Source organism: Leifsonia sp. Leaf264 (assembly GCF_001422325.1).
GTDB lineage: Bacteria > Actinomycetota > Actinomycetes > Actinomycetales > Microbacteriaceae > Orlajensenia.
In genome coordinates, this window is sequence record NZ_LMMR01000006.1 from 95,971 (window position 1) to 112,779 (window position 16,809).

Annotated in this window: 19 protein-coding genes; 9 read left to right on the forward strand and 10 right to left on the reverse strand. The window is 68.0% G+C overall.

The genetic code is table 11. The features are described 5' to 3' along the window. Positions 1-536 precede the first annotated feature (536 nt). From ASF30_RS13605 to ASF30_RS13620, 4 genes are all read left to right on the forward strand, one after another. Positions 537-2,081 (forward strand): DEAD/DEAH box helicase, encoded by a 1,545-nt coding sequence (locus tag ASF30_RS13605; RefSeq protein WP_055907556.1) that lies wholly within the window; start codon positions 537-539, stop codon positions 2,079-2,081. Between the two features lie 112 nt (positions 2,082-2,193). Beyond that, complete coding sequence (locus tag ASF30_RS13610; protein ID WP_055907559.1) at positions 2,194-2,685, forward strand: GNAT family N-acetyltransferase; 492 nt, start codon at positions 2,194-2,196, stop codon at positions 2,683-2,685. Positions 2,686-2,688: 3 nt separating this feature from the next. Beyond that, positions 2,689-3,627 (forward strand): nucleoside hydrolase, encoded by a 939-nt coding sequence (locus ASF30_RS13615; RefSeq protein WP_055907562.1) that lies wholly within the window; start codon positions 2,689-2,691, stop codon positions 3,625-3,627. 150 nt (positions 3,628-3,777) lie between these two features. After that, positions 3,778-5,256, forward strand: a complete 1,479-nt coding sequence (locus ASF30_RS13620; RefSeq protein ID WP_055907565.1) for a hypothetical protein — start codon at positions 3,778-3,780, stop codon at positions 5,254-5,256. On the opposite strand, the gene ASF30_RS13625 is transcribed toward ASF30_RS13620, so the two are convergent. Beyond that, complete coding sequence (locus tag ASF30_RS13625) at positions 5,257-5,796, reverse strand: NUDIX hydrolase family protein (RefSeq protein WP_055908706.1); 540 nt, start codon at positions 5,794-5,796, stop codon at positions 5,257-5,259. Between the two features lie 122 nt (positions 5,797-5,918). Here ASF30_RS13625 and ASF30_RS13630 point away from each other — a divergent pair, with 122 nt between their 5' ends. Continuing rightward, positions 5,919-6,584: an alpha/beta hydrolase gene (locus tag ASF30_RS13630; RefSeq protein WP_055907567.1), complete on the forward strand. Its 666-nt coding sequence runs from the start codon at positions 5,919-5,921 to the stop codon at positions 6,582-6,584. A gap of 10 nt (positions 6,585-6,594) precedes the next feature. On the opposite strand, the gene ASF30_RS13635 is transcribed toward ASF30_RS13630, so the two are convergent. After that, positions 6,595-6,975 carry a DUF5997 family protein gene (locus tag ASF30_RS13635; protein ID WP_055908709.1) on the reverse strand — a complete coding sequence of 127 codons (381 nt, stop codon included), beginning with the start codon at positions 6,973-6,975 and terminating at the stop codon, positions 6,595-6,597. A 166-nt stretch (positions 6,976-7,141) separates the two neighbouring features. Between ASF30_RS13635 and ASF30_RS13640 the strand changes: the two genes are divergently transcribed. Together ASF30_RS13640 and ASF30_RS13645 are read left to right on the forward strand one after the other, a co-directional pair. After that, positions 7,142-7,843, forward strand: a complete 702-nt coding sequence (locus ASF30_RS13640) for a LysR family transcriptional regulator substrate-binding protein (RefSeq protein WP_055907570.1) — start codon at positions 7,142-7,144, stop codon at positions 7,841-7,843. 4 nt (positions 7,844-7,847) lie between these two features. Then, positions 7,848-8,570: a glutamine amidotransferase gene (locus ASF30_RS13645; RefSeq protein WP_055907573.1), complete on the forward strand. Its 723-nt coding sequence runs from the start codon at positions 7,848-7,850 to the stop codon at positions 8,568-8,570. A 69-nt stretch (positions 8,571-8,639) separates the two neighbouring features. Here ASF30_RS13645 and ASF30_RS13650 read toward each other — a convergent pair whose 3' ends face one another. Continuing rightward, positions 8,640-8,843 (reverse strand): cold-shock protein, encoded by a 204-nt coding sequence (locus ASF30_RS13650; RefSeq protein WP_055821513.1) that lies wholly within the window; start codon positions 8,841-8,843, stop codon positions 8,640-8,642. Between the two features lie 347 nt (positions 8,844-9,190). On the opposite strand from ASF30_RS13650, the gene ASF30_RS13655 reads away from it, so the two are divergent. After that, on the forward strand, positions 9,191-10,936 hold the full coding sequence (locus tag ASF30_RS13655; RefSeq protein ID WP_055907576.1) for a hypothetical protein: 1,746 nt from the start codon (positions 9,191-9,193) through the stop codon (positions 10,934-10,936). Positions 10,937-11,022: 86 nt separating this feature from the next. Here the strand turns inward: ASF30_RS13655 and ASF30_RS13660 are convergent, their stop codons facing one another. The 3 genes from ASF30_RS13660 to ASF30_RS13665 form a co-directional block, all read right to left on the reverse strand. After that, positions 11,023-11,277 carry a DUF6458 family protein gene (locus ASF30_RS13660; RefSeq protein ID WP_055907579.1) on the reverse strand — a complete coding sequence of 85 codons (255 nt, stop codon included), beginning with the start codon at positions 11,275-11,277 and terminating at the stop codon, positions 11,023-11,025. Positions 11,278-11,339: 62 nt separating this feature from the next. Beyond that, positions 11,340-11,504, reverse strand: coding sequence for a hypothetical protein (locus tag ASF30_RS23200; RefSeq protein WP_183060656.1), 165 nt, complete (start codon positions 11,502-11,504; stop codon positions 11,340-11,342). Between the two features lie 127 nt (positions 11,505-11,631). After that, positions 11,632-12,132: a MarR family winged helix-turn-helix transcriptional regulator gene (locus tag ASF30_RS13665; protein WP_235480336.1), complete on the reverse strand. Its 501-nt coding sequence runs from the start codon at positions 12,130-12,132 to the stop codon at positions 11,632-11,634. Positions 12,133-12,255: 123 nt separating this feature from the next. Between ASF30_RS13665 and ASF30_RS13670 the strand changes: the two genes are divergently transcribed. After that, a complete protein-coding gene (locus tag ASF30_RS13670; protein WP_162240765.1) occupies positions 12,256-13,563 on the forward strand; it encodes a serine/threonine-protein kinase in 1,308 nt (435 codons plus the stop codon). Positions 13,564-13,591: 28 nt separating this feature from the next. Here ASF30_RS13670 and ASF30_RS13675 read toward each other — a convergent pair whose 3' ends face one another. The 4 genes from ASF30_RS13675 to ASF30_RS13690 are packed head-to-tail and all read right to left on the reverse strand — an operon-like array spanning position 13,592 to position 16,740. Then, positions 13,592-14,668 (reverse strand): sulfate/molybdate ABC transporter ATP-binding protein, encoded by a 1,077-nt coding sequence (locus ASF30_RS13675; RefSeq protein ID WP_055907586.1) that lies wholly within the window; start codon positions 14,666-14,668, stop codon positions 13,592-13,594. Further along, positions 14,665-15,486 (reverse strand): ABC transporter permease, encoded by an 822-nt coding sequence (locus ASF30_RS13680; protein ID WP_055907589.1) that lies wholly within the window; start codon positions 15,484-15,486, stop codon positions 14,665-14,667. Before ASF30_RS13680 ends, ASF30_RS13675 begins: the two co-directional genes overlap by 4 nt. A gap of 7 nt (positions 15,487-15,493) precedes the next feature. Next, positions 15,494-16,333, reverse strand: a complete 840-nt coding sequence (gene modA, locus ASF30_RS13685) for a molybdate ABC transporter substrate-binding protein (RefSeq protein ID WP_055907593.1) — start codon at positions 16,331-16,333, stop codon at positions 15,494-15,496. Next, positions 16,330-16,740 carry a TOBE domain-containing protein gene (locus ASF30_RS13690; RefSeq protein ID WP_055907596.1) on the reverse strand — a complete coding sequence of 137 codons (411 nt, stop codon included), beginning with the start codon at positions 16,738-16,740 and terminating at the stop codon, positions 16,330-16,332. The genes modA and ASF30_RS13690 overlap by 4 nt, the downstream gene beginning before the upstream one ends. Positions 16,741-16,809 lie beyond the last annotated feature (69 nt).

Here is a 16,809-nt window from a genome sequence, read left to right on the forward strand (position 1 = left end):
ATGGGGCTCACCCTGATCCGACCCGAACGGACAGGGGAGCCCCCGCTACACCCGTAAGGGTGATGAGCGCAGTTAGATCGTGGCATGGAACGAGCTCGGGAAGCGAGATATTCGCTGCGACGCGCCGGGCAGAACCCTGAATCCCGGCGTGTCAGGAGTCTGTTTCGACACTAGTGAGCGATCCTCGTCTATTTCGTTCCGGCTATGACCGGATTCTTCGCCCGACCCCAAGGGACCCCCGTGCCTTCACGTACCCCGATCGGAGGACGCGCGGAGGTGGATTCGACGCTCCCAGCCGTCCGTCAGGGCTCATCCGCTAGAGTGGGATCACTTGCGAACGTATTGCTGCGTTCCTTGCGTCGTAGAACGCTTTCTTTGCGATGCGCGCCGGGCCCATCCGCCCCGCTGCATCCAGCGATCGACAATTCATACGGCGAACGGATGTGCCCACTGGCACCTTCGCCACACTTCTGAACGAAGCGCCGTCGCTTTCGATGCGATCGTTCGCGTTCAGAGCAGCCTGAAAGGCACTCCCCTTGACTGACAACACCACTACGTTCGCCTCGCTCGGCGTCCCAGCACCGCTCGTCGCCGTGCTCGCCAAGCAGGAGAAGGCCACCGCCTTCCCCATCCAGGTCGACACCCTCCCCGACACGCTGAAGGGCCGCGACGTGCTCGGCCGCGGCAAGACCGGCTCCGGCAAGACGCTCGCGTTCTCCCTCCCCCTCGTCGCCCGCCTCGGCGGAGAGCTCGCCGGCGGTCGCCGCCGCGCGGGGCGCCCGCTCGCCCTCGTGCTCGCTCCGACCCGTGAGCTCGCAACCCAGATCACTGCCGTCATCGAGCCCCTGGCGGACGCCTACGGCCTGAAGAGCACCACTATCTACGGCGGCATCAACCAGAAGCGCCAGGTCGACGCCCTGAACGCCGGCGTCGACATCGTCGTGGCCTGCCCCGGGCGCCTCGAGGACCTCATGAAGCAGGGCTTCATCACCCTCGACGCCGTCGAGATCACCGTCCTCGACGAGGCCGACCACATGGCCGACCTCGGCTTCCTCCCCGTCGTGACCCGCATCATGGACAAGACCCCGCAGAGCGGACAGCGGATGCTGTTCTCCGCTACCCTCGACAACGGCGTGGACAAGCTCGTGAAGCGCTACCTGCACAACGAGATCCTGCACTCGGTCGACGAGGCCAACTCCCCCGTCGCCGCGATGACGCACCACGTCTTCGAGGTCAGCGACCTCGACGCCAAGAAGAAGCTCGTCGAGACCCTCGCCAGCGGCACTGGCCGCCGCATCCTCTTCATGCGGACGAAGCACCACGCCAAGAAGCTGGCCAAGCAGCTCACCGACTCGGGCATCCCCTCGGTCGACCTGCACGGCAACCTGTCGCAGCCGCAGCGCGACCGCAACCTCGCCGCGTTCTCCGAGGGTTCGGCCCGCGTCCTCGTGGCGACGGATGTCGCCGCGCGCGGCGTGCACGTCGACAACGTCGAGCTGGTCGTCCACGTCGACCCGCCCATGGAGCACAAGGCGTACCTGCACCGTTCGGGCCGCACGGCTCGCGCCGGCAGCGAGGGCGATGTCGTCACTGTCATCACTCCCGGACAGAAGCGCGACGTCGAGCAGCTCATGCGCAAGGCCGCCATCCAGGTGAAGCCGCAGCAGGTCACGCACGAGTCGGCAGCAGTTTCCGCCCTCGTCGGCGAGGTCGCTGCCTACGTCAAGCCCGCTCCCCGCGCTGCTGCCCAGCAGCAGGGCGGCGGCGGTCGCTCGCAGGGCGCCAACGCCCAGCGCAAGCGCGCCAACCGCGATGAGCGCACGGGCGGAACGGATGCAGCGGCTCGCCCGCGCCGCGACCGCTCCGGTCGCCCCTCGGAGCAGGGCTCCGGCGCCGGCCGTTCGCGTTCCTCCGAGCAGGGTCAGGGGCGCTCGCGCTCCGGCGCTGCGACCGGCGGCTCGGGTCGCTCGACCGGCACCGGCACCGGACGCTCCGGTTCGGGTCGCTCCGGCGGCCTGACCGTCGGCAGCGTCGTGCGCTCGAACTCGCAGGGCCGCGGCCCGCGTCGCGCGCAGGGCTAGTCCTTCTGTTCCACGAACGCGCGGTTCCTTCTTCGGGAGGGGCCGCGCGTTCTGCGTGTCCTCGGCGAGTGGCCGATTTCGCGTTGGCGGGAGGCCGCTCTAGTCTCATTCCATGAGCACCGAAGTAGTTGTTCGCCCCGTCCGCGACGTCGACGCCGAGATGCTGGGGCGAGTTCACGCGACCTGCTGGCACGAGGATTACGACACCCTCGTGAGCACCGCCGTGCTGGAGAACCTGTCGCCGCTTCGCATGGCAGAACTGTGGACGCACTGGATGAACCAGGGCGAGTCGTACACGCACGTCGCCGCCCTCGTCGACCACGAGATCGTCGGCTTCGCCGGTGCCGGACCGGCCCGCGACGATGACGCACCGCGTGCGCGCGAGCTGTTCTTCATCCACCTGCTCGACGCCTGGCACGGTCACGGTATCGGGCAGCAGCTCTTCGACGCCGTGATTCCCGAGGGCCCTGCCTACCTGTGGGTGCCCGAGGCGAACACCCACGCGATCCATTTCTACGAGCGCAACGGCTTCGCCGCCGACGGCGCCTCGCATGACGAACCGTTCCTCGGCGAGATCATCCACGAGATCCGGCTCGTCCGCTAGAGCATGAGCACAGCCGTCATCCTCGACGTCGACACCGGAGTCGATGACGCCCTCGCCATCCTCTTCGCTGTCGCGCACCCCGACATCGATGTACGCGGGATCACCTGTGTCGCCGGCAACGCCGGTCTCGAACAGGTGGTCGCGAACACCCTGCGGATCCTCGACGCCGCGGGTGCGCCCGACATTCCCGTTGCGGCCGGCGCACGGCGTCCGCTGATCGAGGCCGCGCGCTCGGCGTCGCAGGTGCACGGCGCCGACGGGCTCGGCGGAGTCGAGCTGGCGGCATCCGCCAGGCAGGCCACGAGCGAGGGTGCCGTCAGCCTGATGCGGCGACTGCTGCTCGAGAGCGCCGAGCCGATGACGCTCGTCGCGCTCGCGCCGCAGACGAACCTCGCCCTCCTGCTGCGCACCCACCCAGAGGTGGTCCCGCACATCGAGCGCATCGTCTTCATGGGCGGCTCGGCGAGCGTGGGGAACGCCACGGCTGTGGCCGAGTTCAACGTCTGGCACGATCCGGAGGCAGCAGCCATCGTGCTCGACTCCGGCGTGCCCTGCTACATGTACGGTCTCGACGTGTTCAACCACGTCTCCGTGCCGTTCGAGACGGCCAGCTCCCTCGCCGCGCGAACCGACGTCGGCGGCAGGGTCGTCGGCGAGCTTCTCGGCAATCGCGTCAAGGCCGCCGGCGACTATTCAGGTCTCATCGGCGATGCCGGCGCCGTGTGCGCGATCGTCGATCCGGATGCCGTTCACACCCAGGTGCTGCCGGTGCGGGTCGAACTCGCCGGCCACTCGCGCGGCCAGACCGTCGTGGACCGGCGGGAGGTGCCGGGCGAAGACCTGCTGCACGGCATCCAGCACACGACAGTGGGCGTGGAGGTGGCGCTGGGGGTGGACGCCGACCGGATGATCCGGCTCTTCCTCGCTGCAGTCGCACCGTAGCCACGGCCCGACAAGCCCGAAAACACCCCCCGAACGGGGACGTTCCGCGTGTCGCAGCCAGCCCCCTACCCCCGATCGCGTGGGAACATGTCCGCGGCGGACCCGGCCGCTGCGCCATTGTCGACGCATGACCCACAGAAGGAGTCCGACGTGAGTGACCTGCTCCCCGCTGTGCGCCCCCGCGGCCGGCACGCGAACCCCGACGTGCCCGTCGACGCCCCGAGCACTGCCGCATCCGCCATCATTCCCCCGCAGCTGGTCGATGAGGCACCACTCCCTCCGACGACACCGGCTCCTCCGCTGCAGTCGGAGTCACCCGCTCCCGCAACACCAGTCGCAGAGGCGACCGCCCCCGTCTTCCAGACCTCACCAGTGCCCGCCAGGGTGGAGGCCGAGCCCACGATCGTCGCGCCGCCCGCGCAGATCACACTCGAGACTTTCGGCACCGATGCCATGCCTGCCGCCGATGCCGCGGCGGTTGAACCCGCGACGGTAGAACCTGTCGCAGTCGAACCTGTCACCGTCGAACCCGTAGCGTTCGAACCCGCGCCAGTGGAGCCCCTCGCCGTGGAGGCGGAGCCCGCCGTGATCGAGATCGACCCGGACGAGCCCGACGAGGTCGACCTCGTCGAAATCGCGGCTGCGGAGACCGCCGATGTGAGCGCCGTCGAGGCCGTCGCCGGCGATACCGCCGATGCGATCGAGATCGACCCGATCGACCCGATCGCTCGCATCGTCTCCGCCGACACAGTCGGCGACCCGTCTGCCGACGTCCTCCCAGCAGTCGCGACGGCCCCAACCCAGCCTCACCCCGATGAATCCGGAGACCGCGCGACCAGCGGAGCTCAGCTGACTCCATCCGCCTCCGTCTGGGCGCCGCCGCCGTGGGACGGCCCGGCGACCCTCGTGACCGCAGCCGCGGAATCGGCGGCGCTCGTGACATCCGCCCCGCCTGCAGCCACCGCCGTCCTGGACGGACCGCCGCCTCTGCCGGCGCCGGTTCCCGCCATCGCCGGCGGCGCGACGCCCGCGTTCATCGCGTCGACCTGGCCAGAGCCCTCGCCAGCCGCGCCGGCTGTCGACACTCTGACTGAGGACCACCTCCCGTCCGTCGCCACTCCCGCTGACGCTGCGCTGGAACCCGCCGCCGCGCCCGCCCGGCAGGAGAGGCTGACGGGCAAGGTCGTTCGCGGCGTGCTCCTCTCGCTGCTCATCATCCCCCTCGGCATCGTCGCCTGGGTTCTCCTCTGGAACTACGGCTTCATCACCTCCGTCGTCGCGTTCGCGATCTCGTGGGGAGCCGTGCTCCTCTACCGTCTCGGCTCGCGCGCCCGAGTGACGACGGGCGCCCTCTGGTCGCTCATCACGGTGATCGCCGTGACACTCGCCCTGGCGTTCCTCGGCGGCGTCGCCTCCGACATCATCACAGCGCTGGGCCTCGAGCCTCTCGCCGCAGTGACCTCGATGGACTTCTGGTCGGCCTTCGTCTCGGTGCTCGGCACGGCGGAGCTGTGGCAGGACTACGGCATCAACCTCGCCGTGTCAGTGCTGTTCGCCGGCCTCGGCTGCTTCAGCGTGTTGAAGAGCCTGCGGCCGGAGACGAAGCCCCGAGCCGACGCCGCCGTCTGATCAGCGCAGCGCGCCTACCGAGGCCAAGGCCTGGCGGAGCAGCACTCCCCGCCCGCCCTCCATCTCGGAGACTATGGCGTCGGATGCGGCCTCGACCGGCGTCATCCAGGTGATCTCGAGCGCATCCTGGCGGGGATCGCAGGTGCCCGTGACGGGAACGACGTAGGCCAGCGAGACGGCGTGCTGGCGCTCGTCGGTGAAGGCCGATATGCCCGGGAGCGGGAAGTACTCGGCCACGGTGAACGGCACGGGGCTGAGGGGCAACTGGGGGAACGCCATCGGCCCGAGATCCTTCTCCAGGTGGCGGAACAGCGCGTCGCGCAGGGTCTCCCCGTACATGACCCGGCCCGTCACCAACGTCCGGGTGATCTCCCCCACGGAGTTGGCGCGCAGCAGGGCGCCCACCTCGGTCACCTGGCCCATCCCGTCCACTCGCACCGGGACCGCCTCGACGTACAGCAGCGGAAGGCGGCGCCGCGTCTCGGCGAGCTCCACATCCGTCAGCCAGCCGGGATTGGGGTCGGGGGTGCGCACGCTCATGCCAGCCATTCTGGCACCGCACGCTGCACGGGAGCCGACGGCGGGGCCGAACACGTCGCGGCAATGGAAGGATTGATCTGGTCGTCGCACTCCAGGCGTCGACGTGAGGACAGGGCGAGCAGATGACTGACGAATCCGACGGACCACCGCCCCTCGTGGTCGATGATCGCGCCGTGCTCTGGTCGGCGAGTGCAGCCGACCGCGCCGGACGGCCGCTCATCGTGCTCCTGCACGGCTACGGCTCGCACGAAGGCGACCTGTTCGGACTCGCCCCCTACCTGCCGCTCGAACCCGTGCTGGCGTCACTGCGGGCCCCCATCCCCATGGGTCCGGGCAACGCGTGGTTCCCCTTGCAGGAGTCGGCGACGGGCTTCACGTCGGCTCCCGCCGACATCGCTGCGGCGACGGATGCGCTCCTCGCATGGATCGACGCCCTCGAGGTGGCGCCGTCATCCGTCGGCCTGCTCGGCTTCTCGCAGGGCGGTGCCATGGCGATCGAGTTGTTGCGTGCCCGGCCCGGGCAGTTCGCCTACGCGGCCGTGCTGGCCGGATTCGTGACCGAGCTGACGAACGCCAACGACGTCGCCCTCGCGGAGGTCGCTCCGCCGGTGTTCTGGGGACGAGGCACGGCCGACGCCGTGATCGCCCGCGATCGCATCGATCGCACTCAAGCCTGGTTGCCTGGCCACTCGACGTTGACCGAGCGCATCTACGAGGGCCTGGGACACTCCGTGTCGGACGCCGAACTCGACGACCTCACGCGATTCCTGCGCGAGCGCTACGCCTAGAGGGCGAGAGCTACTGGCGTTCCTCTGCCGCGCGACGCGCTGCGCGCTCGGCGTCACGCTCCTTCACACGCACCTGCTCGGCGCGCACCTCGGCCTGCGTGGCCCGTTCCGCGACGAGCCAGGCCGGCGGCTGCTGCAGCAGTTCGCTGATCTCGGCAGTGGTGAGGGGCTCCGTGATTCCGGCGCGTGCGAGGCCGGATGTCGAGACGCCGAGCTTTCCGGCAACGACGGGGCGGGGGTGCGGCCCGGTCTTGCGGAGTTCCTCGAGCCAGGCCGGCGGGTTCGCGGACCAGTCATCGAGCTGCTCCCGGGAGATCTCGACCTCGGTGAACTCGGCGGGTGCAGCGGCGAGCAGGATTCCGAGCTTCTTGGCCGCCGTTTCGGGCTTCATCGTCTGCGTCTTCTTCGGACGCTTCGGCTTGGGCTCGGGGAAGGTGTACTGCGGCGTCTCGGGCTGGGCGTCGTGCGGTGTCTCGGGTGCGGTGCTCACACTGCCCAGCGTATAGCCTGAGACCGGCGGAGGGGCATCCGTCACCGGCCGAACGAAGGGCGCCCGCATGGTCAAGCTCGCCTTCGTGGCCGGAGTCACGCCCGCGAAGTGGTTGCGCGCCTGGAACGATCGGCGCCCACGCGACCCGCTGGAGGCGTCCCGCACCGAGCCCGTCGAGCAGACGGCGGTGCTCCGGGACGGCAGAGCCGACCTCGCCATCGTGCGCCTACCCATCGACGACGACAGCGGTTTGAGCGTCATCCGTCTCTATGACGAAGTGGCAGTCGCTGTCGCACCCAAAGACCATGCCATCGCGGCCGCCGACGACCTCACCCTCGCCGACATCGCCGGTGAGCAGCGCGTCGCCGACACCGATTCCCTCGATGGCGACATGATCATGGAACTCGTCGCTGCCGGCGTCGGCATCGTCGTCGTCCCGCACTCGATCGCCCGACTGTACGCCCGCAAAGACGTCATCTCGCGCACCGTGACGGATGCCCCCGTCACCCAGATCGCCCTGGTCTGGCCAACGGCTGCGACGACACCTGACGTCGAGGAGTTCATCGGCATCGTGCGTGGACGCACCGCGAACAGCTCACGAGGAACCAGTGCCGAGCAGGCGGCGGAGGCGAAGAAAGCGGCCGAGGCCCAGGCGAAGGCTGCGAAAGCGAAGAAGAAGGCATCTCAGCCGGCGAAGAAGCAGCGCACGGCCGCCGAGATCCGGGTCGCCGCCGCCCGGAACTCCCGTGGGAAGAAGCGTCGGAGCTAGCGCCATGACCGCCCGATTCCTCCTGGTCACGATCAGGCCAGAGCTCGATGCAGCGCGCGACGAGTACGACTCCATGCTCGCCGCCACAGGGCTGCCGGCATCCGCTCTGTCCCAGCATCTCCTGGCGGCCGACCCGCTCGGCAACGCCCTCGACGCAGTGGCAGGCGTGATCGTCGGCGGCAGCCCGTTCAGCGTGACGGATGCGGCGAAGACCTCGGCCCAGCGCCGCGCCGAAGCAGACCTGCGCACCATCGCAGCGGCTTCGGTCGACGACGGGCTGCCCGTGCTGTTCACCTGCTACGGCATCGGCGTCGTGGCCGAGGCCTACGGCGGATCGGTCGGCCGCGAATTCGGCGAACCGACGTCAGCGGTTCCCGTCACCCTCACGGCCGACGGCGTCGCTGATCCGCTGCTCGGGTCTCTGCCGCCAGCCTTCGACGCCCTCGTGGCGCACAAGGAGGCCGTGAACACGCTCCCGACCGGCGCCGTGCTCCTCGCGAGCTCTCCCGCGTGCCCCGTGCAGGCGTTCAGGCTCGGCGACAGCCTGCACGCCGTGCAGTTCCACCCCGAGGTCACCGCCGCCGACCTGGCCGCCCGCGCGAGGATCTATCAGCACCACGGATACTTCGACGCCCACGAACTCCACATCGTGCAGGCGCGCCTGGCTGCGACATCCGTGTCGGTGCCGCGGCTGCTGCTGAAGGCCTTCGTCGAGCGCTACGCCTGAACAGGCCGCTCATACGAAGAACCCCCTCCGGCCCGAAGGCCGAAGGGGGTTCTTTACGAAGTCTCGTAATTACACGGGACGGATGTTCTCCGCCTGCAGACCCTTGGGGCCACGTGCCGTCTCGAACTCAACCCGCTGGTTCTCCTCGAGGGAGCGGAACCCGCTCGACGCGATGGCCGAGTAGTGGGCGAAGACGTCGGCAGAGCCGTCGTCAGGAGCAATGAAACCAAAGCCCTTTTCCGCGTTGAACCATTTGACGGTGCCAGTTGCCACAGTCTTTCTCGCATTCTTCTTCAATGAACCCCGCACTTCGGGGTTCAAAGTCATAGTGTCCACAGTTCGCTTTCACGCTCGCGACTTGGGTCACAAGAAATGCGCAACACAACAACTTCGATCAATCTATCGCATTTACATGGTATGCGGCTGTACGAGTTTGAGATCGGGTCAATTCGTTACGCATTTCTCCTGCGGGCCCGCACCGACGAGTCCTCCTGACGGCTCGCCCCCGGACTGGGGCGACCATGCGTGGCCGCGTCTCTGTAGCGTGCATCAGAGCCATCTCAGGAACCTCCAAGGAGATCCCAATCGAAGAGGTGGGCAGTCGTCTTCCAGGGGGATCAATGTCATCACGCCGTCGTTTCCGCACGCTCGCGCCCGCGAGCCTGCTCGTGGCCGGAGCACTCGTGCTCGGTGCCATCGCTCCACCCGCGTTGGCGGTCGAGGGCGACGAACCCACCCTCGCTCCCACGGACTCGCAGGAGTCGGTCCCCTCGGACTCGACGAACGAACCAACGCCGGAACCGACGCCGACGGAGTCGCAGGAACCGACACAGACGGAGTCGCAGGATCCGGCACTGAACGAGTCGACGGAACCGACTCCGAGTACCGAGCCGACTCCGGAATCGCCCGAGACGCTGGCAGAGGAGCCGATCGAGGTGCCGGCACCTGCGCCCGTGCTGAGCGTCACGACCGTCGGGTCGACCGTTCTGACGCTCCCGTTCGATGACGGGTACAAGGACTTCAGCGTCGTGCACATCCTCTCGGACGTGGCTACATCGGTGGTCATCGATGTCGTCGACACCACGACCAGCGAGGCGTTCCCTGCCGTCACGGACGAGCTCGCGCTGGTCGAGGAGGCTGAGGGCTACGGCGCCGAGGTCGCCATTCCGGCGTCCGCCATGCCTGCAGGCACCTATGAGGTCGTCGCACGGACCGTGTCCGAGCCATCCGCTGCTTCCACCGACGGGCCGACGATCACCGTCGGCTCCGGTGTAGCCAAGACCGTCTCGTTCTCCCCGTCGACGAAGAGCTTCTACCCCTATAAGGACGGCCGATACGACTCGTTCGTGGGTAGCGTCTCAGCGAAGGACGAGACAGGCACCGCGCTCCCGATCTCGGGTTCCCTGGTCGCCATCTCGGGCACGACGAAGCGGATCGTCGCGATGGCCAAGGCCACGGGAACCTCGAAGACGACCTTCTCCGTCGCCGGCCTCCCGGTGGGCTCGGGCACCCTGTACGCATCGGTGAAGGGTCCGGCGGGCGCGGCCAAGGTCAGTGCATCCGTGAAGGCGACGTTCGCGGCCACCCAGATCACCTCGGTCGCGGTGGCCAAGTCCGTCTCCACCGTGTACCCGTCGAAGGACGGATACAACGACTCCGTGTCCATCACGACCAACGCGAAGGCCTCACCGACGGGAACTCTCGCCGTCACGGGCACCGTCAAGGTCACCCTGAACGGCAAGACGATCACCAGCTGGAAGCTGACCAAGTCGTCGACGACGAAGTTCACGTGGAATGGCCTGAACAACAAGAAGCTGGTGCCGGGCAAGTACACGATCACAGTCTCGGAAAAGGGACCTCAGGGCGCGACGAAGACCGCGAGCACGACGGTCAACGTCTCTGCCAAGAAGCTGGTGACGACGACGACGAGCACCTGGGTGACCGCCAAGAGGATCATCACTGACTACGAGCCCTACGACATGAACGAGTGGGGCGAATGCACCTACGACAGAGCAGAATCCGTCTGGTGCTCGGGATGGGGCACATACTCAGGAGGGAGTCTGTCTCTATTCGCGATCGGAGACGTGTCAATTCCTTCGGCAGTGCGCTCGGCGTCCAAATATGGCGTTGCCTCGACGCGAATTTCGGCCGATGTCAGCTATCTCAGCGGTAGCGCCTCCTGGCTGTATGGATACAACGGTGACACCAGCGTTGTCGGATCAATGGGCAAGGGAGTCAGAAATCTCGGCTGGCTGAAATTGAACGGCAACCCTGCGCAACTCGATATCGCGCTGGGACTCGGCGCATATGCCGACGTTGTCGTCGATCGATTCAAGGTCGAATACCAGTACAAGGTGCTCAAGTAGCCGTCTGATCCATTCGCCGAGGCCCCGAACATGAGCGAAGCTGACGCCCCCTCGTCATGAACGTGGGGGCGTCAGCCGCTTCCGAGTCAGACGAGAGGGTCGCTCTCGGAGGTGCGGCGGGTGACGCTCTCGCCGCTGGCGGGGTCGACCGCCGACCGCGTCGTCGAGACCGAGCTGCGACGGCGCGTGATGAGGACGATGCCGAGGATGATCCCCACGACACCGGCGATCATGAGGATGTAGCCGATGAGGTGGAGGTCGATCCACTCCACCTGGACGTTCAGGGCGAAGGCGAGGATCGCGCCGATGATGAAGAGGACGATTCCTGATCCGAGGCTCATGAGGTGTTCCTGCTTTCGTGGGGTCGTTGAGTCGTGTCGTCGTGCTGAGAAGCTCGCGGCTCTCAGACCCGGCGGTTGCCGGTGATGAAGCGGAGCAGGAAGACGACTGCAGCGATGATCAGCAGCACGATTCCCACCCAGAGGAGGAAGTTCAGGGACTGCACGAATCCGCCGGTGAGCAGGAGCACTATCGCGACTATCGCGATGATGATGACGAGAAGGTTCATGATGATCGATCCGTTCCTTGGACGTGGGTTCGGCGCTCTGCCGGCCCGCTTCGGGTGATGATCATCCAAACAGCTAGTTCAGTTGTCTAGCAATGCGTTGACAAACGCACGCCCGACGTGCATAGCACTAGCCCTTGGTGCGGTGACCGATCCGATCGACCGTCTCGCGCATCCGTGCCAGGAAGCTCGTCACGACGACAGCCTCCTCGGGCGTCAGCTCGTGCGTCGCATCGGCCATCTGCGCGTTGGCGACAGCGAGCATGGGGCCGGTGTCGCCCTCGGCTGCCGCCGTCGGCACGACCTCGATCGACCGCCGGTCCACGGCGCTCGGCCGGCGTTCCACGAAGCCGCCGCGTTCGAGGCGGGTCAGGAGCACGCTCGTCGACGCACTCGAGATGCCGAGGTACTCGGTGATGTCCTTCGGCGCTGTGACACGGCCGAGGGCGTGGGCGTCGAGGATGAAGCGGAGCGCGAGGATGTCGCTCTCTCCCAGGCCCATCGCCGCCCCTGTGCGGCGCCTCATCGCGGCCTCGGCCGCACGATAGACCTGCAGCGCCTCGAGGACGTTCGGCGTGTCACCCGCTGTGGCGTCGGCACGCGGGCCCTCGGCATCCTCGGAACTCGTCACACCACCACTGAAACGCATACTCGTTAGATTCTCTAGCGAATTTCTCCACCTGGGAGGCTACTCACGGGTTGCCGCGTCGTCCATGGGCTGGAATCAGCCTCTCCTTCCCCTTATGGTCGGATGATGGATTCCGGCGACCAGCGTGGCATCGGGCGAGTCCTCGCAGGGCGATACGAGTTGGTCGGCGTCGTCGGTCGAGGGGGCATGGCCACCGTCTACCGAGCACGGGACGGGAATCTCGGCCGCTTCGTTGCGGTGAAGCTCTTCGCTGCCGGGACGGCGATCGACGACGCTCGTCGCCGCGCCGAGGTCGACCTGCTGGCACGGGTGAACCACCCGAACCTCGTCTCCCTCCACGACGCACACCTGGCACCGGCCGACTCCGATGAGCCGAGCTTCATCGTGATGGAACTGGTCGACGGACCCGACCTCCGGGACGTGCTCGATGCCGAGGGGCTCTCCGGTTCCGCGACGGCGCTGCTCGCGGCCGAGATCGCGGAGGCGTTGGCCGTCGTGCACGCCCAGGGGATCGTTCATCGTGATCTGAAGCCCGCCAACATCCTCCTCGCCCCGACGGGGCTTCCCTCCCCCGAGTTCCACGCCAGGCTCACCGATTTCGGCATCGCCCATCTCATCGGCGCCGATCGAGTCACGACGGCCGGCACCGTCATCGGCACCGCCGCCTATCTCAGCCCCGAGCAGGCCGCCGGCGGTGAACCGGGATCGCCGTCCGACATCTACGCCTTCGGCCTTCTCCTCCTCGAGTGCCTGACTGGCCGCCGCGCATATCCGGGCACCGTGATCGAAGCCATGAGCGCGCGTGCGTCGCGCGACCCGTCCATCCCTGCCGACCTGCCGGTGGCGTGGGCGAGCCTGCTGACGCAGATGACCTCGCGTGACCCCGCTTTGCGCCCCACAGCCATCGACGTCGCCGCCAAGGCCCGCCGCGACGGGTCCGCCCTCGCCGGGTGGGCCGGAGGCCGACACGAGGGCGGCCTGGACACGGAGAGCACCGCCGCGATGCTCGAGCCGACGCGACTGCTCGCACCGGTCGCACCTGGCGCTGCAGCGACCGTCGGGCTGCCGCCGTCGCCCGCGCCTGCTGCGCGCTCGGATCGGAAGCTCACCGTGGCCGCCGGCGCCCTGGTGGTCATCGGAGCACTCGTCGCGGGGACAGTCCTCGCGGTCTCCGGGGCGAGTTCCCCACAGGAGGCGGAGACGACGCCCCCCGCGACAACGACGACCAGCATCCCGAGCCAGACTCCCGCGACAGAGGCACCGGCCCAGACCGTCGCTCCGGTGGACGAGGAGACCGCGGAGCCGGAGCCGGAACCGGGTGACGGCAACTCCGGGAAGAACGGATCCGGAAGCGGCAAGGACAAGGACAAGGACACCGGCAACGGGAAGGGCAAGGGGAAGAACAAGGAGTAGCCCGGCCCCAGCACCGACGGGCTTCTGGTCAGAGGGGATAGGCGATCGCGTCGTCGGGGCGGAAGCTGAGCCAGACGGCGGTGCCGCTGCTGAGGTCGAGGTCGGCGACGACACCCGGCGGGACGTCGGCAGCGAGTTCGACGGTCCGCACGCGGATCAGGTCGCCGCGGGTCTCCAGATCCCGCACAGTGCCTGCCAGTACGGTCAACCCGGGATCCGCCGGCGGATCGGTCGAGACCGACACCAGGGCCGGACGGATGGCGAGCCCGGCGCGTGCGCCCTCGGGGATGGGCTGCACCGATCTCACGCCGACCCGACTTCCTGCATCCGTTCGGAGCCCAGATCCCGATGCAGTTCCGGTGAGCAGGTTGAGGGCCGCCAGTTCGGCCGCGAACGGCGTCACCGGTCGGTCGAGAACCTGGCGCGTCGGACCGATGTCGACGATGTGTCCGGCCTCGAGCACGACGACGCGATCGGCGAGCGTGAAGGCGTCGAGGATGTCGTGGGTGACGATGATCGCCGTGCGATCGGCGAGGACGTCGCGCAGCATCCGTCGGATCGCCGGTGCGACGGTCACGTCGAGGGCGGCGAGCGGCTCGTCGAGGAGCAGGAGTCCGGGATCGGATGCGAGCGCCCGGGCCACCGCGATGCGCTGGGCCTGGCCGCCCGAGAGCTCGCCGGGTTTGCGTGCGCTCAGAGCGGCCGCGTCCACTCGGTGCAGCCATTCCAGAGCTCGGGCGTCGGCAACGGTTCGAGGGAGGCCTGCACTGCGAGGCCCGAAGGCGACGTTGTCGAGCACGCTGAGATGGGGGAAGAGGAGGGCATCCTGTGCAAGGAGGGAGACCCCTCGCGCATGGGGTGGTGTCCAGCGTCGTCCTGTTCCGCGTGCTCCGCTGCCGACAGCAGCCGGTGACAGGTCGAACAGCACCCTGTCCTGCAGCATCGCGCGACCGGCATCGGGCTTGATGAGCCCGGCGATGAGGTTGAGCAGCGTCGACTTTCCGGCGCCATTCGGTCCGAGGACGGCCACGGTCTCGCCGGGCTCGATCTCGAGGTCGACGTCGAATCCGCGCTCGGCGACGGTGGCGCTGAAGGTGAAGGTCACGAGCTAGCTCCACCTCTGAGTCCGGTGAACTCGCCAGCCCGGTGGGCAAGCCCCACGACGATCACCGCGACGACCACGAGGACGAGCGACAGCGCGACGGCGGCATCGGGGTCGGTCTCGCGCTGCAGGTAGATCTCGAGCGGGAGCGTGCGCGTCACGCCTTGGAGACTGCCAGCGAAAGTGAGAGTCGCGCCGAACTCACCCAGCGCCCTGGCGAACGACAGCACCGCTCCGGAGATGAGCGCGGGCAGCACCAGCGGCATCGTGATGCGGCGGAGCACCGTCGTCGGGCGCCCGCCGAGAGTGGCGCCGACGGCCTCGTAACGCGTGCCAACGGTGCGGAGGGCCCCCTCGAGACTGAGCACCAGGAAGGGCAGGGCAACGAAGGTCTGCGCGAGGATGACGGCCGTCGTCGAGAAGGCGATGGTGACGCCCAGCATCTCGAAGGTCTGGCCCAGGAGCCCACGACGGCCGAAGGTGTACAGCAGGGCGATGCCACCGACCACCGGCGGAAGCACGAGCGGCAGCAGCACGAGCGAGCGCAGGATCTTCTGCCCCCAGAACTCGGTGCGGGCGAGCACTATCGCCATCGGGACCCCCAGGATCACGCAGAGCGCGGTCGCGACGACCGAAGTGCGCAGACTCAACAGCAGGGCGGCGACGGAGGATTCCGACGTGATCAACGGGATGAATTCCGACCAGTTGACCCTCGTGACCATCGCCACCAGCGGTAGCAGCACGAACCCGGCGCCGATGATCGCGACGATCACGACCCAGCCGGGAACACCGACCGAGGAGTTGAGGCGACGAGAAGGCATCCGGGGACTACGGCTTGCCGAACCCGGCAGCCTCGAGCACGTACTGGCCGACATCGCCCGTGATGAAGTCGACGAACGCCTGCGCCACGTCGGGATTCCCGGTGGCGGCGACCGGTGCGATCGGGTAGGTGTTGACGGCCTCGCTGGACTCCGGGAACGTGATGCCCAGGACCGCGTCGCCGGCGGCGGTCACGTCGGTCACGTAGACGAGACCGGCGTCGGCCTCCCCCGAGGTCACCTTGCCGAGCACATCCGTCACCGACGACTCCTCGCTCACCGGGGTGAGCGTGACGCCTGTCGCCTGCTCGACGGCGACTGTCGCCGACCCGCAGGGTACCTGCGGCGCGCAGACGACGGTCTTCACGTCGGGCTTCGCCAGGTCGGCGAAACTCGTGATGCCCGCGGGATTCGTCGGAGGGACGGCGATCTCGAGCACGTTCGTCGCGAAGTCGACGGGAGCACCGGCATCGACCAGTCCGGCATCGGTGAGCTTGGCCATGTTCTTCTCATCGGCCGATGCGAAGACGTCGGCCGGCGCACCCTCCGTGATCTGGGTGACGAGGTCGGAGGACCCAGCGAAGTTCAGCGCGATGTCGACATCGGGGTTGGCCTTCTCGAACTCGGCCGCGAGCTCGGTGAACGTCGCCTTGAGGGAGGCAGCCGCGAAGACCGTGATCGACCCACTGAGAGTGGATGCCGTCGGAGTGCTCGGTGCGCTCGGTGCGCTCGACGCCGGCACGTGTGCCGCCGGGGTCGAGCACGCGGCGAGCGCGACAGCGGCCGAGACGGCCAGAACCACGACACCGGCAGTGCGGATGCGGTTGGTCCCGCGGATTCGGATGCTCATTCGTGGGCCTTCCCAGCCGGGGTCTCGATGATGACAGTCGTGGCTTTCACGACGGCGATGGCGACGGAGCCGAGCTCCAGGCCGAGTTCTCGCACGGCCTCGCTGCTCATGAGCGAGACGATCCGATGCGGACCGCACTGCAGTTCGACCTGCGCCATGACCATGTCCATGGTGATCTCGGTCACGAGGCCGACCAGATGGTTTCGCGCCGAACGACCGATCTCCGAGGGATCTGCGGGGAGGACCGCATTCTTCCGAGCGAGGTGGGCGAGGGTCAGACCGTCGACGACACTGCGGCCGGAGGCATCCTTCTCGCTCTGCAGCGCCCCGTTGTCGATCCAGCGGCGCACCGTATCGTCGCTGACGCCAAGAAAGCTCGCGGCCTCTTTTATCCGAATCTGCGACATGAAGGCAATGCTATGTCCGCGAACGCGGACTTGGGGCGTTTCGGCCCGAATGCAGGCAGCGAACGTCGA